General features: G+C 51.4%; 14 protein-coding genes. All 14 read left to right on the top strand.

Annotation, left to right across the window (positions count from 1 at the left end; all coding sequences use genetic code 11):
• Nucleotides 1–5: 5 nt before the first annotated feature.
• Complete coding sequence (locus DW931_RS02315) at nt 6–1,106, top strand: tRNA-dihydrouridine synthase family protein (RefSeq protein WP_118468815.1); 1,101 nt, start codon at nt 6–8, stop codon at nt 1,104–1,106.
• A gap of 166 nt (nt 1,107–1,272) precedes the next feature.
• Nucleotides 1,273–2,946 (top strand): Na/Pi cotransporter family protein, encoded by a 1,674-nt coding sequence (locus tag DW931_RS02310; protein WP_118468675.1) that lies wholly within the window; start codon nt 1,273–1,275, stop codon nt 2,944–2,946.
• Nucleotides 2,946–3,674, top strand: coding sequence for a response regulator transcription factor (locus tag DW931_RS02305; protein WP_118472683.1), 729 nt, complete (start codon nt 2,946–2,948; stop codon nt 3,672–3,674). Before DW931_RS02310 ends, DW931_RS02305 begins: the two co-directional genes overlap by 1 nt.
• 7 nt (nt 3,675–3,681) lie before the next feature.
• Nucleotides 3,682–5,082 carry an ATP-binding protein gene (locus DW931_RS02300; RefSeq protein WP_118472682.1) on the top strand — a complete coding sequence of 467 codons (1,401 nt, stop codon included), beginning with the start codon at nt 3,682–3,684 and terminating at the stop codon, nt 5,080–5,082.
• Between the two features lie 182 nt (nt 5,083–5,264).
• Entirely contained in the window at nt 5,265–6,287 is a 1,023-nt protein-coding gene (locus DW931_RS02295; protein ID WP_106999973.1) for an ABC transporter substrate-binding protein, read from the top strand.
• 130 nt (nt 6,288–6,417) lie between these two features.
• Complete coding sequence (locus DW931_RS02290) at nt 6,418–7,335, top strand: ABC transporter permease (RefSeq protein ID WP_022358702.1); 918 nt, start codon at nt 6,418–6,420, stop codon at nt 7,333–7,335.
• Nucleotides 7,335–8,132, top strand: a complete 798-nt coding sequence (locus DW931_RS02285; protein ID WP_117795542.1) for an ABC transporter ATP-binding protein — start codon at nt 7,335–7,337, stop codon at nt 8,130–8,132. The genes DW931_RS02290 and DW931_RS02285 overlap by 1 nt, the downstream gene beginning before the upstream one ends.
• Nucleotides 8,133–8,487: 355 nt before the next feature.
• Nucleotides 8,488–10,173 carry a C40 family peptidase gene (locus tag DW931_RS02280; RefSeq protein WP_118482180.1) on the top strand — a complete coding sequence of 562 codons (1,686 nt, stop codon included), beginning with the start codon at nt 8,488–8,490 and terminating at the stop codon, nt 10,171–10,173.
• A gap of 15 nt (nt 10,174–10,188) precedes the next feature.
• Complete coding sequence (locus DW931_RS02275; protein ID WP_118482179.1) at nt 10,189–11,868, top strand: SH3 domain-containing protein; 1,680 nt, start codon at nt 10,189–10,191, stop codon at nt 11,866–11,868.
• Nucleotides 11,869–12,135: 267 nt separating this feature from the next.
• Nucleotides 12,136–12,999: an ATP-dependent Clp protease proteolytic subunit gene (locus DW931_RS02270; protein ID WP_243036888.1), complete on the top strand. Its 864-nt coding sequence runs from the start codon at nt 12,136–12,138 to the stop codon at nt 12,997–12,999.
• Nucleotides 13,000–13,411: 412 nt separating this feature from the next.
• Complete coding sequence (locus DW931_RS02265; protein WP_333489808.1) at nt 13,412–16,438, top strand: DNA translocase FtsK 4TM domain-containing protein; 3,027 nt, start codon at nt 13,412–13,414, stop codon at nt 16,436–16,438.
• Between the two features lie 42 nt (nt 16,439–16,480).
• Nucleotides 16,481–17,944: a UDP-N-acetylmuramoyl-L-alanyl-D-glutamate--2,6-diaminopimelate ligase gene (locus DW931_RS02260; protein WP_118482178.1), complete on the top strand. Its 1,464-nt coding sequence runs from the start codon at nt 16,481–16,483 to the stop codon at nt 17,942–17,944.
• 18 nt (nt 17,945–17,962) lie between these two features.
• Nucleotides 17,963–19,372 carry a UDP-N-acetylmuramoyl-tripeptide--D-alanyl-D-alanine ligase gene (murF, locus tag DW931_RS02255; protein ID WP_118482177.1) on the top strand — a complete coding sequence of 470 codons (1,410 nt, stop codon included), beginning with the start codon at nt 17,963–17,965 and terminating at the stop codon, nt 19,370–19,372.
• A 161-nt stretch (nt 19,373–19,533) separates the two neighbouring features.
• Nucleotides 19,534–21,750: a primosomal protein N' gene (priA, locus tag DW931_RS02250; protein ID WP_182427323.1), complete on the top strand. Its 2,217-nt coding sequence runs from the start codon at nt 19,534–19,536 to the stop codon at nt 21,748–21,750.
• Nucleotides 21,751–21,755: the final 5 nt, after the last annotated feature.

Genomic DNA, 21,755 nt, shown 5'->3' with positions numbered 1-21,755 from the left:
AGAAAATGATTCAGCCAGAGGCATTAAAAGTGGGCGCGAATTGTATAAGCGCGAACGATGCAAGGAGTGTAAAATTAGATTTTGCACCAATGGAGGGAATCACGGGATACGTATTCCGGCAGGCGCATGCAGTCATTTATGGGGGCGTTGACCGGTATTACAGTCCGTTCATTGCACCAGGTTCCAGTCATAAGCTGACATCCAGGGAGAGGAACGATATTCTTCCAGAGCATAATCAGGGATTATGCCTGATCCCGCAGATTCTGACGCATTCGGCGGAAGATTTTCTGTGGGTTTGCGAGGAACTGGCGGAGTATGGATATAGGACGGTTAATCTGAACCTGGGCTGTCCGTCGGGAACGGTGGTTACGAAGAAAAAGGGCGCGGGATTTTTAGCCGAGCCGGAAGATTTGAGCTTGTTTCTGGAGGAAGTCTGCAACGGATTGGAAAAAATCCACGCGTCGGATGGAAAGCCGGTGCGTTTGTCGATCAAAACCCGGATCGGCATGAAAGAAGCGTCTGAATTTCCACGCCTGCTTGCTATCTATAATCATTATCCGCTGGAAGAACTGATTGTACACCCGAGAGTGCGCGAGGACTATTATAAGGGGAAAATACGGATGGAGTCATTTGAGTATGCGCTGGAGCAGAGCCGCTGCCCGGTCAGCTATAATGGAAATCTTTTTTCGGCGGCGGATGCGTCTGCGCTCATGGAAGAAATTGTAGGACAAGATGAATCGTCTGACAAAGGCGAAATGCAGAAAAAAACGAAATTAGCCGCGTTGATGTTTGGGCGAGGGGCGGTTGCAAGTCCGTGGATTTTTGGAGAGGTGCGGAATCTGCCATCCTCGACTCATCTCCAATCCTTCCAGCAATTCCACGATCGCCTCCTGACCGGTTATGCAGAAATCATGTCCGGCGACCGGAATACTTTGTTTAAAATGAAGGAACTCTGGTACTATTTCCAGTGCCATTTTCCGGGATGTGAAAAAGAATTGAAGAAGATTAAGAAGGCACAGAAGCTGTCTGACTACCGGGCTGCTGTTCAGGCGATGTTTGCGAGCGGGCGGTTTGTGGAAGGCGGCTTTCGCAACCCGGCACCATAGGAGTGATACCGGGCTGTCCTGTAACCATCCTCTCATTCAGGCAGTACAGTGTTGCGAATATCAAATTTTACACAGATTTTACATTTCCTGCTGGTTATTTTTACATTTATTTGATATAGTGAAGACATACTATGTGTAAAGATCAAAAGATGATGGGAGAATATGTATGTCTATTAGTACTTTGGGAACACTCTTTCAGTTCATTGGAGGACTGGGAATGTTCCTGTATGGAATGGAGTCGATGGCGGATGGTCTGCAGAAGTTTGCGGGCAACCGTTTACAACGTGTGCTTGAGATCCTGACTTCGAACCGCTTGCTGGGCGTGCTGGTGGGCGCGGGCGTTACCGCGATCATCCAGAGTAGTTCCGCGACGACGGTTATGGTCGTTGGTTTCGTAAATGCCGGAATTATCAATCTTCTGCAGGCGACCGGCATCATCATGGGTGCCAATATTGGTACGACTGTGACGAGCTGGATTGTGTCGATGAGTGAGTGGGGCGAGGTGTTAAAGCCAGAGTTCTTTGCACCGGTTCTCTTCGGTATCGGCGCATTCATCACGATGTTTGCGAAGAGCCACAAGAAAAAAGAGGGTGCCGAAGTCCTGATCGGTTTTGCACTCCTGTTTATCGGTCTTTCTTTCATGTCCGGTTCGATTGAGCCGTACCGGGATGCGCCGATCTTCTCCGAGTCCTTCCGGGTACTGGGACAGAATCCGCTTTTAGGTATTTTAGTCGGTCTGGCAGTTACCGCAATCATCCAGAGTAGTTCCGCGTCCGTCGGTATTTTACAGATGCTGGCGATCAACGGCATGGTAAACTGGCAGTCAGCAGTCTTTATTACATTGGGACAGAACATCGGTACCTGTGCGACCGCGCTGTTATCTTGTATCGGTACGACCCGTACGGCAAAGCGTGCGGCGGTCATTCACCTTCTGTTCAATGTGACGGGTGCAGTTGTATTTGGCGTCGCTTTATACATCGTGTTTATGATGAATCCGGAGCTTGCGATGACGCGTGCGGATAGTGTGGGAATTTCGATTTTCCATACGATATTTAACGTTGTCAACACCTGCATTATGTTCCCGTTTGCTGGTTTCCTGGTAAAGGCATCGGATGTGATTGTTCCGAAGCCGAAGGAGACAGAGAAAGAGTGGTCGGCAAACAGTGTCGAGACAGACATGATCCGTCACTTAGACGACCGTATCCTCGAAACTCCGTCCTTTGCGATTGAGACGGCGTGCAACGAGGTTGTCAACATGGGTAAGGTAGCGGTTGCCAATCTAAAAATAGCGTCAGCAGCCTTGGTGGATGCAGATGATAATTTCTGTGAACAGGTATTTGAAAATGAAGAGACGATCGACCGCATGGAGAAAATGCTGACCGAATATCTCTTAAAGATCAACAACCTCTCCTTGAATGATGAACAGCATCTTCTCGTTAAGAATATGTATTATACAATCGGTGATCTTGAACGTGTCGGTGACCACTGTGAAAACTTAGCAGAGCTTGCCAAGAAACGGATTGAGAATGTGAATATTGATTTCTCGGATCTGGCGCTGAAAGAGCTGCGGACGATTGCAGATGCAACGCTTAAATCGGTCGAGGCGTCCGTGGAGGCGCGTCAGGCGCATGACATGCAGAAAGTACGCCAGACTGCCCGCTGGGAGGAAGAGGTTGACAATATGGAGGAGGAGATGCGCGAGAGCCATATGAACCGTCTTTCCAATGGAGAATGCAAGATTGAGGGCGGTGTTATCTTCCTGGATGCACTGGCAAATTATGAGAGAATCGCGGATCATGCCAAGAATGTAGCTGGCTACGTAAAGGAAGAGATGCAGTAATGAAATATCGGATATATGTGATTGAGGATGATGAAAATATCCGGAATCTGATCTGCGTGGCACTGGAAAACTTCGGTTACTGCGCCAGCGGATTTGAGACGGCAGAGGAAGCGCTTGACAGCCTTTCGGCCCTGCTTCGGAGAGGCAGGGAGGCGCAGCGGGAGTATCCGGCGATGTTTGTATTCGACTGGATGCTGCCGGGGATGGACGGCATGGCGGCGATCCGCAAGATCCGGGAGATGCCGGACTTTTCCGCAGCCCCGGTCCTGATGCTGACGGCAAAGGATCGTGAGATGGATATTGTACAGGGACTTGACAACGGTGCTGACGACTACATGACGAAACCCTTCGGTATTCTGGAGCTTTCGGCGCGCGTCAGAAACCTTTTAAAGCGGGTGGAACCTGCAAAAGAGGAGGTTTCCAGCCTGACGATCGGTGAAGTCAGCATCAACCGGGAGACGCGAGAGGTGATTGCCTGCGGCGACCGGACGGAGCTGACGCTCAAAGAATTTGAACTTTTAACATATCTCATGGAACATATCAACCGGGTGGTGACGCGCGACGAGCTTCTCGACCATATCTGGGGCTATGACTATGATGGGGAGACGAGAACGCTGGATATGCACATCAAGACACTCCGGCAGAAGCTGCATGACGCCGGAGCCCAGATCAAGACAGTGCGCGGCGTGGGCTATCGGTTTTTAAAGGAAAAAGAAGCGGGAAAGTGATGAAACGATGCGAAAAGCGATTTTGACGAAATTTATTCATCTGTTATTCCTGGCGCTGGTTCTGAATACATTTATCGCTCTGGTGGTTACCAGCAGTGTATTGCTCAAACGGTCAAGGGAGGACATGCATTTTGCATTGGAATCCGTTGACCGTATGTTGGATTATACGGGAAATGTGGAAGAACAGCTGATGGATTTGAGCGACCTTACGAACGACAATAATAGCCGTTATACGCTGATCCGGATGGATGGCACGGTGGTGGCTGATACGGAAGTAGCGCAGGTGAATCAGATGGAAAATCATCTGGAGCGCAAGGAAGTGAAGGATGCGCTGGCGACGGGATATGGATATTCGGTGCGGCGCTCCGGAACGTTAGGAATGCAGATGGCGTACGCGGCGATCCGTTCATCGGACGGCAAATACATACTGCGCCTTTCTGCCTGTTCAACCGGTTTGGGTGAATATATCCTGATGTTGATTCCGGCCGCTTTTTTGAGCTTTGGAATAGCTTTTTTTGCATCGGCAATGGAGGCGGAACGGTTTTCCCAGTCCATCACGCGTCCTTTGCAGGAAATTTCCAGTGAAATGGTGCGGATGGATGACGACTACACGCGTTTTCAGTTTGAAAAATGCCCGTATGAGGAGATAAATGTCATCGCGGACACGACGACGCGGATGTCCCGAAATATGAAGAAATATCTGGAGCGCATTGAGAAAGAAAAACAGATCCGGCAGGAGTTTTTCAGCAATGCATCGCATGAGCTGAAAACACCGATCACTTCGATCCGCGGTTACGTCGAGCTTTTGGAAAGCGGCATGGCACAGGATCCGGGCACGGCACGTGATTTTCTGGGACGCATAAAAAAAGAGGCAATGCGGATGACGAACCTGGTGGATGATATTTTGATGATCTCCCGTCTGGAATCCCGCGGTGCGAAAGCAGATATTGTGACGATCCGCACGGTGGAACTGCTGGAGGACAGCCTGTCTTCGATTGCCGCGCAGGCGGCGTCGCGCGGCATCACAGTCCATAAAGAGTGCGAGAATTTCACGATTCGTGCCGATCTGCGCCAGATGCAGGAGCTGTTTAACAATCTGTTGACAAACGCGGTCAAGTATAACAACGAGGGCGGCGAAATCTGGGTGCAGGTCAAGCACTGGGGCGCGGATATGATACTGACGGTCCGCGACACCGGCGTCGGCATCCCGGCGGAGAGCCAGAGCCGTATTTTTGAGCGGTTTTACCGGGTGGATAAAGGGCGCAGCCGCAAACAGGGCGGCACCGGGCTTGGTCTTTCGATCGTCAAGCATATCGTGAATTTTTATCATGGAAGCGTGAAGGTAGAGTCGGAAGTCGGAAAAGGTTCAACGTTTACGGTGAAACTGCAGATCGCGGAAGCAAAATAAAAAAGAGTCAACCTAAATTCCCTATAAAATAGCGGAATTTTAGGTTGACTCTTTTTGGAGTTTGTAGTATGATTGCTTTAAAGCGTAACAGTTCAGCTCTTTAAAGCGAAAAATAAATCATGGTTTGATGCATAAGAGGAAAATCTGTTACATACGTTGAAAAGGTTCAGGAGGATGATATTATGAGAAAGACAAAGAAATTAGCAGCCCTGATGCTGGCTGGCGCGATGGCGGCATCCCTAGCAGCCTGCGGAGGACAGACAGCAAGTACGGACACGACAGCAGCGGAGTCCGCAGACGGAGAAGAAAGCAAAGAGGCAGAGCAGACAGCAGACGGCGAGACCTATAAGATTGGCGTATTACAGCTGACCCAGCATGTGGCACTGGATAAGACCAATGAGGGCTTCGTGGCAGCGCTGGACGATGCAGGCATCAAATACGAGATCGACCAGCAGAATGCAGCTGGCGAGCAGTCTGCATGCCAGACGATCGCAGAGAAACTGGTCAACGATAAAGATGATTTGATTTTTGCAATCGCAACCCCGGCAGCACAGGCAGTTGCAGGTGTGACGGATTCGATTCCGATTCTTGTCAGCGCTGTTACCGATCCGGCGGCTTCCGGTCTGGTAGAGAGCAACGAGGTCCCGGGCGGCAACGTATCGGGTACTTCTGATCTGACTCCGGTTAAAGAGCAGATTGATCTGATGCAGCAGATTATTCCAGATGTAAAAAAGGTCGGACTTCTGTATTGCAGCGCGGAGGCAAACTCCGTTCTTCAGATTGACATGGCGAAAGAAGCACTTGATACAGCTGGTATTGAGTATGAAGATTACACCGTTTCCAATTCCAATGAGATTCCTACCGTTGTAGAATCTATGGTTGGCAATGTAGACTGTGTATACACACCAACCGACAACATGATCGCGGCTGGTATGGCAACCGTAACGATGGTAACAAATGAGAATAAACTTCCGGTTATCTGCGGCGAGAAAGGCATGGTAGATGCAGGCGGTCTTGCTACTTACGGTATTGATTACTACCAGTTAGGCTACATGACCGGTGAGCAGGCCGTTAAAATCCTGACTGAGGGCGCCGATATTTCTAAGATGCCGATCGGTTATCTGGACGCTTCCAAGTGCGAGCTGAGTGTCAATGAAGAGACAGCGCAGACGCTGGGAATCGATGTATCTGGACTTGAGAAATAAAGAGTACTAGAAAGACCTAAACTTCAAATGAGATGGACTGTCAGATCAGAAGCATAAAATAAATATGCCGATCTGGCAGTCTTTACAGTTAATCAGATGAAGAAAATACAAAACACAGGGAGGTAAAAGTTTGAGCGGTTTATTAGTATCCCTGCAGGGCGCGGTCGCACAGGGCGTTCTTTGGGGAATCATGGTATTGGGAGTTTATATTACATTCCGCCTGATGGATATTGCGGATATGACGGTAGACGGAAGCTTCGCGTTGGGTGCCTGCGTTTGTGCAGTCCTGGTAGTCAACAAAGGAGTAAATCCGGTGCTGGCACTTTTAGTTGCAGCGGCAGCCGGTGTCGTGGCTGGTGCGGTAACGGGTATTCTTCATACTGTATTTGAGATACCAGCGATTCTGGCAGGAATTCTGACTCAGATTTCCCTCTGGTCGATCAACCTCCGGATCATGGGAGGAAAGAGCAATCTGCCGCTTCTGAAAGTTAAGACACTTATCAGTGGTCTGGCTGCTTCCTTCGGGATGACCCAGGCACAGGCATCGATGATCGTTGGAATTGTGCTGGCTGTGGCGGCTATTCTGTTTCTTTACTGGTTCTTCGGAACCGAGATCGGAAGTGCGATGCGTGCAACCGGTAACAACGAGGATATGGTGCGCGCGCTGGGCGTGGACACCCGTATGACGAAGCTTTTATCCCTGATGGTCAGCAACGGCCTGGTCGGTCTCTCCGGCGCACTTGTCTGCCAGAGCCAGAAATATGGTGATGTTGGAAGTGGTACCGGTGCTATCGTCATCGGTCTGGCGGCGATCGTCATCGGCGAAGTCCTGATGGGACGATTGACCTCTTTCTATTGGAAACTGACCTCCGTGGTCGTCGGTTCGGTCATTTACTTTGTGATCCGTGCGGTTGTACTCCGCATGGGTATGGATGCAAACGACATGAAGCTGCTCTCTGCTGTCATTGTAGCACTGGCACTCTGTATTCCGGTAGCACTCGCTAAATACAGGCTGAGAAAAGATTATTCAGAAGGGGGCGAGGAGTAATGCTGACGATAACAAATGTAAAGAAAACTTTTAATAAAGGAACTGTTAATGAGAAAAAAGCCTTAAACGGTATCAACTTACACCTGGCACCGGGCGATTTCGTGACGATCATCGGCGGAAACGGTGCTGGAAAATCCACCATGTTAAATATGATCGCAGGCGTATATCCGATCGATTCCGGTAAAATCGAGATCGATGGCGTAAACATATCCAGAGAACCAGAATACAAACGCGCTAAATATATCGGCAGAGTCTTCCAGGATCCGATGCGCGGCACCGCCGCCAATATGGAGATACAGGAAAATCTTGCCATGGCGCTGCGCCGCGGCAAATCCAGAGGACTCGGCTGGGGCATCAAAAAGAATGAAAAGGACTTCTACCGTGAGGCATTGGCACAGCTCGACCTGGGGCTTCAGACCCGTATGACCAGCAAAGTGGGCTTACTCTCCGGCGGACAGCGCCAGGCGCTCACCCTTCTGATGGCAACCCTCCAGAAGCCAAAGCTCCTTCTTTTAGACGAACACACCGCCGCCCTCGATCCCAAAACAGCCCGCAAAGTCCTCGATCTCACCGAAAAGATCGTAGATGAACAAAATCTGACCGCGCTTATGGTTACCCATAACATGAAAGATGCGATTCAGATCGGCAACCGTCTGATTATGATGCACGAAGGTCGGATCATCTACGATGTAGCAGGGGAAGAGAAGAAGAATCTGCAGGTAGAAGACCTGTTGGAGAGATTTGAAAAGGTAAGCGGAGAAGAATTTGCGAATGACCGTATGATGCTTGCCAAATAAGCAGGGGTTATAAGATTTGAAGGCTTTTATCAAAATCATTAACCGATAACAGACAAAAAATATACGGAATGAAAAGTGGGTCAACAAATTAAAAACCACGACTATAAGTGAGAAAGAATGCCCTCCGGCGGCGCGAGCGGTCGGAGGGCATTCTCCTCTCCCATATTTCCAACTAATTCCCCCTTTCACGACTTAACCGTTTATCTACAACTTAACACTTCTGTAATAATTCATTTATAGAAAATTCATTTTTTCCTCCACATCCTTCCTTGGCAATTCCCTACGAATATGATAAAATAAAAATTACGTTTAATATATTAAGTCATAATTTCAAGAAAAATCAGGAGCGATCCATATGTTAGAAGAAGAAAACAAAAAAGAAACGCAGGAGTCAGAACAGGTGCCAGCGGCGGAGCGGATTCAAGAGCCGGAAGCAGTTCAGAGTCAGGAATCAGAGCCAGCTCAGACCCAGGATCAGACACCAAAGCCGGTCCGGGAATCCGCGGGACATTCGCGCAGGCGCCAGGGCGAAGATAAGAGTCAGAGTCTGCGCTTCGGAGTGATAGCAGCAGGAGTGGTGATTGCTCTTGCAGTTGCAGCGCTTGCAGGCAAGTCTCTGCTCAGCCGTCAGGCGGGAGCCGGAACTGCAAAGAATGGGGCGGCGACAGCATCAGAGCTTTCGAAGGACGAGGCATCCGAAGAGTCCAGAGCGGAGGAGATCAAAGAGAAAGAAGCAGTGGTAGCTTCCTATAAAAATCTGGGTATCGTGCAGGTGTCTGGTTATCTGAATATGCGTGAGACGGCGAGCACGGACGGCAACATCATCGGCAAGCTGATGGGCGACAGTGCGTGTGAGATCGTGGATGATTCAACCGAAGGCTGGTATCAGGTCGAATCTGGCGGTATTTCTGGTTATATCAGCTCGGAGTTTGTTCTGACCGGGGATGAGGCGAAGAAAAAAGCGTTGGAACTGGTTGAAAAGCGGGCGCTCATCACGGCAGATTCCCTGAACATCCGAAAAGAGCCGAACACGGAGTCTGAGGTTGTCGGTCAGGCATTGAAAAATGAGCGCTATGTGGTCGAGGGTGAGCCGGAGAATGGCTGGATTCAGATTTCGAGCGGTTATATTTCTACGGATTATGCGGAGATCAAATACGCACTCAATGAAGCGCGGAAGCTGGATATGCGTGCGATGGTGCTGAATTTATACAAAAATCTGGGTATTTCCAGTGTGGATAATTACTTGAATGTGCGCGATCAGCCAAGTGAGGATGGCAATATCATCGGTAAGATGACGAGCAAGTCTGCCGGAGAGATTCTGGAGACGAGCGAGGACGGCGGCTGGTATAAGATCCAGTCGGGTCCCGTCACTGGATATGTGAAGGCGGAGTATATCCTGACAGGAGATGCGGCGAAGCAGGAGGCGATGGAGGTTGCAGAACTGATGGCGATCGTTTCAACCGACCGCCTGAATGCCCGCACGGAGCCGAGCACGGATGCGCCGATCTGGACGCAGATCTCTAACAATGAGCGTTACGATGTTATAAGCCAGCAGGATGGCTGGGTCGAGATTGCGCTCGATACGACGAGTGCGTATGTGGCGACTGATTTCGTAGATGTGCGTTATGCATTGCCGGAGGCGATCCCATTTACCCCATTAAAAGAAAAGGAATCCTTGCGGACCCAGATTGTCAACTATGCGCTTCAGTTTGTCGGAAACCGTTATATCTGGGGCGGTAATGACCCGCATTCGGGTGTGGACTGTTCTGGTTTTACAAAGTATGTATACAGCCATGTGGCGGGCGTGTCCCTGCCGCGGGTGTCCCGGGAACAGGCGCGGACGGGTACGAAGATTGATTCTTCGAAGATGCGTCCGGGCGATCTGATTTTCTATACGAATCGCAAGGGAACGGTCAACCATGTGGCGATGTACATTGGCAATGGTCAGATCGTCCATGCGGCGAGCCGGAGAAGCGGCATCAAGATTTCTACCTGGAATTACCGGAATCCGTACCGGATTGTCAATATGCTGGGAGACTGATAGGGAGAGGATAAGATGGAAGAGCAAAAGACAGAAGATTATAAAGAACGCCTGCAGAAAGTACGTCAGAGACGAAATGGCAAAGATCCGATGCACTGGTTCATGATCGGAGGCTGTGCTGTCATTGTGGTGCTGGCTCTGGTTATCATCGTGAAGCTGGCACAGGGCGGCACGTTCGGAGGTTCTGGAAACGCCCGGGTGGCATCGGCATCCGAGGCAGAGGTGCAGGAAACCGTGATCGGAGAGACGCTGCCGGAGGATGAGGAACAGGCAAAAGAGGACGAAGAAAAGAAAAATGTAGTCGAGTCCTACCAGAATCTGGGTATTGTGGATGTATCTGGTTATCTTAATATGCGTGAGAGCGCCAGTACAACCTCCGATGTCATTGGCAAACTGATGGGCGGCAGTGCGTGCGAGATTCTGGACGATTCCCAGGAAGGCTGGTATCAGATATCTTCCGGCGGTCTGGAGGGCTACATCAGTTCAGAATTTGTACAGACCGGCGAGGCGGCAAAAACAGAGGCATTTGAGCTGGTCAAGAAGATGGCGGTCATCACGACTGACAAGCTGAATATCCGGAGTGAGCCGAGTGAGGACGCGCAGGTGCTGGAACAGGCGCTGAAAAATGAGCGTTATTCCATTGTCAGCGAGCAGGACGGCTGGATTCAGATCAGCGGGGGCTATATTTCAGCGGATTATGTGGATGTGCGCTATGCGTTAAATGAAGCGCGTAAGCTGGATCTGCGGACGATGGTTCTCAATATGTATGACAATCTGGGTATTTCCAATGTCAATAACTACTTAAATATCCGCGTGGAGCCGAAGGAGGATGCGAAGATCATCGGTAAGATGACGAGCAAGTCCGGTGGTGAGATTCTGGAAACGACCGAGGATGGCGGCTGGTATAAGATCAAGTCCGGTCCGGTTACCGGCTATGTTAAATCCGAATTTATTCTGACTGGAGATGCGGCGAAGCAGGAGGCACTGCAGGTTGCACAGCTGATGGCGATCGTATCAACTGACCGTCTGAATGCCCGTACGGAGCCGAACACGGACGCGCCGATCTGGACGCAGATTTCCAACAGCGAGCGGTATTCGGTTATGAGCCAGCAGGATGGCTGGGTGCAGATTGCACTGGATGAGACGAGTGCCTATGTAGCGACTGAATTTGTCGATGTCCGGTATGCGTTAAATGAGGCGATCGAGTTTACACCGGTTGAGGAGACCCCGGAGCCTGAGACCAAGGCGGCGAGCAGCAAGGGAGGCTCTGGAAGCAAGAGCAGCAGTAACGGTGGTTCTGGCAGCCAGAAAGCATCTTCAAGCGGCTCCTCCAAGCGTGCGCAGATCGCAAACTACGCGACTCAGTTCCTTGGGAATCCGTATGTATGGGGCGGTACCAGCTTGACAAATGGTACGGATTGTTCTGGATTTACGATGTCGGTTATGGCACACTTCGGCGTCGGTCTGCCGCATCATTCGGGTTCCCAGGCGGGAGCAGGAAGAAGTATCAGTTCTTCCCAGATGCGTCCGGGTGATCTGATCTTCTACACAAACAGCGGTGGAACGATCAACCATGTAGCACTCTATATCGGCGGTGGGCGCGTGTGCCATGCATCGAATGCAAGGGATGGTATCAAGATTTCCACCTGGAATTACCGTACCCCGGCGAAGATCGTCAATGTACTGGGCGATTAATTCCATGGAAAGTCAATAAAAAATATTTGAAAGAGAGCAGGGAGAAAAGGCAGCTTTTCCCAGCTCTCTTTTTCTGTTTCATAGGAAATTGTGTCCTATGAAATAAAAAACGCATCGCGGGGATGCGCACTCGCGCGAAGCAGAAACATGTCGCAAGTGACCGCGCGAGACGCCCGAATGTGCCAAGGCACATCCTTGTTTGTATAAAAAGCGGTTTCAGTGAATAAAGATAATAGGAAGACAGAATACTAAGAATGAATTAGGCAGTTGAGAAAAACATTGAATCCGCGTGTAAGATGGAAAGAGCGCAGAAAAGAGGAAAATATGATTCGGGCAAATCGTGAAAACAGGGAATGGGAAAATGAAGCGTGGGACAAGCAGACAGATAAGGCGGGAGAAAGCCGGGAACAGGCGCAGGAGGATCCGGTTCAGAAGCGTGAAAATGGACAGACGGATATTACGGGAAAGAATGGCAATCACATTGAATTAATCTCGATCATCGGAGAGATAGAGGGACATGAAAATTTGTCCGGCAATACGAAAACGACGAAATATGAGCATATTCTGCCTAAGCTGGCGGAGATCGAGGAGAGCGGTGAGACGGAGGGAGTTTTAGTCCTGATTAACACGGTGGGCGGCGATGTAAGCTGTGGACTGGCGCTCGCGGAGATGATTGCTTCGCTCAGCAAACCGACCGTTTCACTGGTCATCGGGGACAGCCATTCGATCGGTGTGCCGCTCGCGGTGGCGGTCGATCACTCTTTTATTGTCCCGACCGGGACGATGATGGTACATCCGGTACGGATGACGGGGATGGTGATCGGTGCCGTGCAGACGTATGATTATTTTGAAATGATTCAGGATCGTATTTTAAGCTTTGTGTCCGGACACAGTCAGATCTCCTATGAGCGCCTCCGGAGCCTGATGCTCAATACGGAGATGATGACAAAAGATCTGGGAACGGTCCTGGTTGGCGAGGAGGCGGTCCAGGAGGGACTGATCGATGAATGCGGCGGGATCCGGGAAGCGCTTGCATGGCTGAACCGGGCGATCGATGGGAAGAAACAAGAAATAGATGCACACGACCGGATGACGAAGACGGATTTTAGTGAAAATCTGAAAAGAAAGTAGAACATACGTGCGAAAATTTTAGGAAAGCGTTGCTTTTTTCCCTGAATTTGGGTATACTGAATGAGATAATAAGAATGTAAAATGAGAAAAGCAGTCTGCGGGAGGCTGTATTTTGTGAAACAGGAGGAACCGCAGATACATGGGAAATGTTGGAGGCATGAGACAGGTGGCAGATACAAGCAGGAAAAGACAGAGTACAGAGCGTGCCGGGGAGACAGCTGGGACAGAGAAAAAAGCCGGGCGATCCAGAAAGTCCCCTGCGGCGAAGAAAGCGGAGGAGACGCTGAACGAGAAAAAGAGTAGGGGGAAGAAGAAAGCTTCGTCTGGAAAAGGCACCGCGAAAGGAACAGGAAGCCGAAGCCGCGCCAGCCAGGCGCCGGAGCCGGTGGAGAAAAGTGGTACAGGGGCATTTATGGGAACGGAAGTGGCGATTATTGTATCATTTGCAATATCGGTACTTTTGTTTTTGAGCAATTTCGGGCTTTGCGGCTTTGTCGGAAGTTTTCTGCGATCGACTCTGCTTGGCGTATTCGGCGTGATGGGGTATCTGGTGCCATTCCTTTTATTTATGGGAACTTGTTTTTATCTTTCAAACCGAGGCAACCAGAAAGCCGTAGCCAAGTTGGTGGCGGTTGGCGAGGTGCTTCTGGCACTTTGCGGACTTTCCCAGCTTCTTATGGGAGGCGGTCAGCATCTGGACTGGAATCTGGGCGATTATTACGCGCAGGCAGGTGGAGGCGGCTTTATCGGTGGCATTCTGATGCTGCTGTTGTGCGGAACAGTGGGAACGATCGGAGCAGTTCTGATTCTGCTGGTGCTTTTGGCACTCGGTGCTGTGTGCATTACGGAGCGTTCCCTGGTAAACTTCGTTAAACAGGGCAGCGGAAGGGCGTATGAGTATGCGAAAGAAGATATGAGCCGCCGCCGTGAGATACATGAGGAGAAAAAGGAAGAAAAACGCCGTCTGCGGGAGGAGCAGCGGGTCCGTGGCGTTGATCTCGAGGGCGCCAAGCTGACCGAGCTGCCAGTGATGCGAAATTTCTCGGAAGGAGTCCCGGAGGGAACCGTGCTGGGACCGGAGGATGCACCGGAGGAATTCCGTGAGATGCATGGAAGGCAGGAAAACTTGCAGGATGAGGCCGCGGCTTATGATGATTGGACCGATGTTCCGGCAGAGGGAAAAAATCTGGCACAGGATTCCGGACAGGGAGTAGAGAAGGAGAATCCGGCAGATGTATTTCGCGGGCAGATATTCCACGGTGGCGGAGCGGTAGAACCAGAACCGATGGAGTATGAAGAAGAGCCGGTGGAGTACGAAGAAGAGCCGGTGGAATCGGAGCAGGATACATATGCATACGATGGTTCAGAATCCCAGTTTCAGGAAGAATCGGAGCGCGAGACGGCGCGGACAGTAGAGACTGCAGAGGCAGAGGACAGTGCGAGCGACCAGCTCCTGAAACGCCTGTATGTACGCCGTGATACCCGGACGATGGAAGAATTTGCCGGCGGCGAGAGTCAGAAAGGTCCAGGCTATTATCCGGTAGAGACACGGGAGAGACCGGCTGCGGAGGCGGCCCCCGGTTTGACCGCGGAAGAGACCTCTGGTTTGACCGCAGAGGAGGTTCATACAGATTTAGGGCATCAGGATGTCTTTGAGCCATCGGAAAACGAGTGGGAAACCGTTTCGATGGGGAATGAGGATGAATGGAACGAACCTATATCTGGGGAAACGGATTCCGAACCAATCGATGGCTATTATAAGACGCTGGAATCAGAGCGGGGCGAGACAAAGGGCAGTTTCTTTGTCCCGGAGGATTCCAAAACGGTCGTGACCGCATCCGGAAAGGTGATCGAGACAGATACAGAGGCGATACAGAAAAAACTGGAGCAGAAACGGGAAGAACGAAAAGCACTTCCAGTTGAGGAACTGACGGTTCCAGAGCAGATCGAGCGCAAGGAAGAGGAAGAAAAGAAGATCCAGAAAGAATACATATTCCCGCCATTGACACTTTTAAAACGCGGCACGGGACAGACCGATTTCTCGGATCAGGAGTACCGGGAGACAGCGATCAAGCTGCAGCAGACGCTCCAGAACTTCGGCGTGGGCGTGACGGTTACAAACATCAGCTGTGGACCGACGGTTACCCGCTATGAGCTTCACCCGGAGCAGGGTGTCAAGGTCAGCAAGATTGTAGCGCTGGCGGATGATATCAAGTTAAATCTGGCAGCGGCGGACATCCGTATCGAGGCACCGATTCCTGGCAAGGCGGCGGTCGGTATCGAGGTTCCGAACAAGGAGAACCATGTGGTTCTGCTGCGCGATCTGCTGGAGTCAGAGGCATTTAAGAAATATCCGTCCCGGCTGGCATTCGCGGTCGGAAAAGATATCGCAGGTCAGACGGTTGTCAGCGACATTGCGAAGATGCCGCATCTTCTGATCGCGGGTGCGACCGGATCGGGTAAATCAGTCTGCATCAATACGCTGATCATGAGTGTGATTTATAAAGCAAAGCCGAGCGAGGTCAAGCTCATCATGATCGACCCCAAGGTGGTTGAGTTAAGTGTATACAACGGTATTCCGCATCTTCTGATTCCGGTTGTGACCGACCCGAAAAAGGCGTCCGGCGCCCTCAACTGGGCGGTGGCAGAGATGACCGACCGTTACCAGAAGTTTGCAAAATACGGCGTGCGCGATCTTAAGGGTTTCAATGCCAAGGTTGAGTCGATCGCGGATATCGACGATCCGAAGAAACCGGAGAAACTGCCGCAGATCATCATTATCGTGGATGAGCTTGCCGATCTGATGATGGTAGCGCCGGGCGAAGTAGAAGATTCGATCTGTCGTCTGGCCCAGCTGGCGCGTGCAGCGGGCATTCATCTGGTGATTGCGACGCAGCGACCATCGGTCAATGTCATCACCGGTGTGATCAAGGCAAATATTCCGTCGAGAATTGCTTTTTCCGTCTCTTCCGGAGTGGATTCCCGCACCATTATTGATATGAACGGCGCGGAGAAACTGCTCGGAAAGGGCGATATGCTGTTCTATCCGTCGGGCTATCAGAAACCGCAGCGTGTACAGGGCGCGTTTGTGTCCGACAATGAGGTTTCGGATGTGGTCGGATTTTTGAAACAGGAGGGGCTGACCGCAGAGTACAGCGCCGAGGTTGAGTCCAAGATCCGTTCGACGGCGATGGATGCGGGCTTTGGCGGCGGTGAGCGCGATGCCTATTTTGCACAGGCAGGTAAATTTATCATTGAGAAAGACAAAGCATCCATCGGCATGCTGCAGCGTATGTTTAAGATTGGCTTCAACCGTGCCGCGCGTATCATGGATCAGCTTGCAGATGCAGGCGTGGTCGGTGAGGAAGAAGGCACGAAGCCGCGTAAGGTGCTGATGAGCATGGAGCAGTTTGAAAACATGATGGAAGAAGGATATTAAAAAGCGGAATCATTATAAAATATCAAAATCAGGAGGTATCCTATGAAGCTTAAAAGCTGGCTGAAAGAATTGCCGTATACATTATTGCAGGGCAGCCTGGAGACGGAGGTTGACGAGGTGGTCTACGATTCGAGAAAGGCGGCGCCGGGGACGGTGTTTGTGTGTATGCGCGGGGCAAACGTCGATTCGCATACCTTTATCCCGGATGTGGTTGAAAAGGGCGCGCCGGTTCTGGTGGTCGAGCATCCGGTTGAGGCGCCTGAGAACGTGACGGTCATTCAAGTGGAGAATGGACGGAACGCGCTATCGCTTCTTTCGGCGGCACGTTTTGATTATCCGGCGCGGAAGATGACGGCGATCGGTGTGACCGGCACGAAGGGAAAGACGACTACCACTTATATGATCAAGGCGATTCTGGAGGCGGCCGGACAGAAGACGGGTCTCATCGGAACGAACGGCGCTGTGATCGGTGAGAATCATTATCCGACCAAAAATACGACGCCGGAATCTTATATTTTGCAAGAATATTTTGCAAAAATGGTGGAAGAGGGCTGCCGTTACGTCGTGATGGAGGTTTCTTCCCAAAGCTACCTGATGCACCGGGTAGACGGACTTTTCTTTGATTATGGAATTTTCCTGAATATTTCCAATGATCATATTGGCCCGAATGAACATGCAAGTTTTGAAGAATATCTTTACTACAAAAAGCAGCTTTTGAAAAACTGCCGGACAGCGCTCGTCAACCGCGATGATCCGCACTTTGATGCGATCGTAGAAGGGGCGACAGCAGAGATCCTGACCTTTTCATTGGAACGGGCGGCTGATTTTACAGCGGATGACATTCACTATGTACGCGAACATGATTTCGTGGGCGTCGAATTTCAGACGCATGGACGATATGAGAGCGATCTGCGTGTCGGCATTCCGGGCAAATTTAACGTGGACAATGCGCTGGCGGCAGCGGGCGTGTGCAGCTTCTTTGACCTGCCGAAGGAGAAAGTCTGCCATGCGCTGGAACATATCCAGGTCGATGGACGGATGGAGATTGTATATAAATCAGCAAAGTGCACCGTGATCGTTGACTACGCCCACAATGCGGTCAGCATGGAAAGTCTTCTTCTGACGCTGCGCGACTACAAGCCGAAGCGTCTCGTCTGTGTCTTCGGATGCGGCGGCAACCGGGCGCGCGATCGCCGGTACTCGATGGGAGAGATTGGCGGAAAGCTGGCAGATCTGTCGATCATCACGGCGGATAATTCCCGCTTTGAGAAAGTGGGAGATATTCTGGCAGATATCAAGGTCGGACTTGCAAAAACCGACGGCAAATACGTTGAAATCCCGGATCGCCGCGAAGCGATTGAGTACAGCTTGTCGCATGCGGAAGATGGCGATATCATCGCGATCATCGGAAAAGGGCATGAGGATTATCAGGAGATCGAGGGCGTGCGCTATCATTTCCTTGACCGGGAAGTAGTGCAGGAGACGGTGAAGAAGCTGCATATGTAATCAATTTGGAGGCAAAATATGGACCATATTACAGTCAGACATATCGTGGAAGCAGTGTCGGGAACACTGCTCTGCGGAGATGCAGATACGGAGTTAAAACACATCAGCATTGATTCCCGGAGTATGCGCGGGGCGGATCTGTTTGTTCCGCTGATCGGGGAGAAATCAGACGCGCATCGTTTCCTGGTTCAGGCGATGGACAATGGGGCGGCAGCCGCACTGACTTCGGAGCATGAGGCGGCACCGGAGGGCTTTCACGGCGCCCTGATCCAGGTGAAAGATACGAAACTGGCATTGCAGACGATCGGACGCTGCCTGCGGGCACGCCTTTCTATCCCGTTAGTTGGTATCACCGGCAGCGTGGGAAAGACGACGACGCGCGAAATGGTGGCGGCGGCGCTTTCAGCGAAATATAAGACATTCAAGACACCGGCAAACCACAACAGCCAGATCGGTGTGCCACTCACGATCTCGGAGATTTCTGAGAATGATGAGATCGGCGTGCTGGAACTGGGAATGAGTGAGCCGGGCGAGATGGCGGTGATCGCGGAGATTGCGGCGGTGGATTCGGCAGTCATGACGAATATCGGTGTGACGCATATTGAGAATCTGGGCTCCCGCGAGAATATCTTAAAAGAAAAGCTGCATATCCAGGACGGTATGAAGGCAGGCGGAATCCTGTTTGTAAATGGAGATAATGATATGCTTTCTACCGTGCATGCAAAAGCAGGCTGCCATACCGTCCGTTATGGACTTGGAGCAGATAACGACTACCGCGCCGAGGATCTTTCATATCTGGATGGATTTCCGTCCTTTACGATGGTACACGGCGAGGTGCGCGTCCCGGTGAAGCTGACTGTTATGGGCGAGCACAATGTCATGAATGCGCTGGCTGCCCTGGCGGTTGCGGATGCCTACGATGTGCCGCTTGCCGATGCAGCGGAAAAGCTGCTTGAATTTGGCGGGTTCAAGAACCGTCAGCAGATTTATCATAAAAATGGTTATACGATCGTGGACGATACCTACAATGCAAGCCCGGATTCGATGAAAGCGGCGATAGGTGTGCTTTCTTCCCTGCCGGCAGGACGCAGAATTGCGGTTCTGGCGGATATGAAGGAACTGGGAGAGAATACGATTCAGTTCCACCGTGAAGTTGGTGCGTTTCTGGCGGAAAAACCGGTCGATATCCTGGTTGTATATGGCGAACTGGCGCAGGCGATCGCCGAGGGAGCAAAGAAAGTCAAACCGGATCTGCATGTCGTTTCGTTTGAAGAGGACGAAAAAGAAGATATGCTTGACTGGCTGGATGCACAGATCGGTGAGGGAGATGCAGTCCTGTTCAAGGGTTCCAACAGTATGAAGCTGGGGGAGACGGCAGCGAGGTTTATCTCAGTCGAGAAGACTCCCACCTCTTCAGGTGGTAAGTAATAGCAAGTTTGTCTCAGTAGGAGTCCATTCTCCGACTGAGATAAACGCTCCGCGAGGATGCGCAGTGATTCTGTAGAGAATATGTCAGCTTCGCTGACCAGAATCACGCGCCAAATCTCACGGACGTTCGACTTGAATTAGAAATAGAAAGAGAAGGAATCATGGCGTATCAATACGCGGATATTATTATAGATATATCCCATGAGAAGGTGGATCGCCCGTTTCAGTACCGGATTCCGGCGCAGCTGGCGGAGGAGATTACGGCGGGAACGTGCGTGACGGTACCGTTTGGAAAGGGTAATTCACTTCGGACTGGATATGTGGTGGGAATGGGAAATACGGCGGAGTATGACCCATCCCGCATCAAGGAGATAGCTGGGATCGCACCGGGCAGTATGTCGGTGCAATCTCAGCTTATCCGTCTGGCGTGGTGGATGCGGGAACGTTATGGCGCGACGATGAACCAGACGCTCAAAACCGTACTTCCCGTCAAGGAAAAGATAAAACCGCGCGAGAAAAAGACGCTGCATTGTCTTTTAAAACAGGAAGAGCTGGAAGCGGCAATCCTGGCGGCACAGAAGCGGCATTATAAGGCGCGGGTGCGGCTCCTTGAGGCATTCCGGGACAATCTGGATATTCCGATGGAATTTGCCCGACGGGAGCTTGACCTGACCCTGGCGACGATCCGCCCGATGGAGGAACAGGGACAGCTTTCAGTGAAAGTTTCCCGTGAGGAACGCGGGTTAAACCATGCAAAACTGCCGCGTCCAGCCGGACAGACCGTGCATCTCAATGAAGAGCAGCAGGCGGCGGTTGACCGTTTCTGTGAGGATTATGAGATGGGGAAACGTGAAACGTATCTGATTCACGGCGTTACGGGAAGTGGAAAGACCGAAGTCTACATGGAGCTGATGGCGCGTGTCCTGCGGGATGGAAAGCAGGTGATTCTGCTGATCCCGGAAATTTCGCTGACATATCAGACGGTGATGCGGTTTTACCGGCGATTTGGCGATCAGATCGCGATTCTGAATTCCCGTCTCTCTGCGGGAGAACGCTATGATCAGTGGGAACGGGCGGCGCGGGGCGAGGTTTCCGTGATGATCGGACCGCGGTCGGCGCTGTTTGCCCCATTTTCCAATCTGGGACTGATTCTGATCGACGAGGAACATGAGGGCGCCTATAAGAGCGAGACGATGCCGCGCTATCATGCAAGGGAAGTAGCGGCGGAGCGCGCCCGGCTTTCCGGGGCTTCGCTGGTCTTGGGCTCAGCGACTCCTTCTCTGGAATCGTATCTGCGGGCTCAGAATGGCGAATATGTGCTTCTGCCCCTGCATCACCGGGCAGTGGCGGGAAGTATCCTGCCGAAGGTACAGATCGCTGATATGCGTGCGGAGATGCAGGCAGGCAATAAATCGGTGTTCAGCCGGTCATTGGATGCAATGTTGACAGAGAGACTCGCACGTGGCGAGCAGGCGATGCTTTTTATGAACCGGCGCGGCTATTCCAATTTTGTTTCCTGTCGTTCCTGCGGAAAGGCGGTGACCTGTCCGCATTGTGATGTTTCCCTGACACTACACGGGAAGAACCGTCTGGTCTGTCATTACTGCGGCTATACGATTCCGCTGATGAAGCAGTGTCCGTCCTGCGGATCACCGTATATTGCCGGGTTTGGGGCCGGAACGCAGAAGATGGAAGAATTTACGAAAATTCGGTTTCCGGATGCGAGGATCCTGCGGATGGATGCGGATACAACGGCAAAAAAAGGCGGACATGAAGCGATTCTGGAGGCATTTGCAAATCGTGAGGCAGATATTCTGATCGGCACGCAGATGATTGTAAAAGGGCATGATTTTCCAGGAGTGACGCTGGTCGGAATTCTGGCGGCGGATCTTTCCTTAAATACGCCGGATTACCGCAGCGCGGAGCGGACGTTCCAGCTTCTGACGCAGGCGGCTGGCAGAGCGGGACGCGCCGGGAAGCCCGGCGATGTGGTCATCCAGACGTACCGGCCGGAACACTATGCCGTGCAGGCGGCAGCGGCGCAGAATTATGAGCTGTTTTACAGCCATGAGATCAATTACCGGAGGCTGCTTCGTTATCCACCAGTCTGCCAGATGGCTGCGGTTTATTTTGCCTGCGGCGATGAGGTGGTGCTGGATAAATGTGCGGAAATGGCGGCGCGGCGGCTGCGCGAAAGTGCCGAGTGTATCGGTCCGGTTCCGGCACCAGTATACAAAGTTAATGACATCTACAGAAAAATTTTATATATAAAGTGTGAAAAATGTGCTATACTGGATCAAATCAGGGGTCAGATTGAAACCCTGGCTGCCGCAGATACAAAATGGCAGGCGGTCCAGATTCAATACGATATATCATAGAGAGG

The sequence above is a fragment of the Clostridium sp. AM43-3BH genome, assembly GCF_003479985.1.
GTDB classification, from domain to species: Bacteria; Bacillota; Clostridia; order Lachnospirales; family Lachnospiraceae; genus Otoolea; species Otoolea fessa.
The sequence above is the reverse complement of the archived record's forward strand: the minus strand, read 5'-3'. Positions and strand labels throughout refer to the sequence as shown.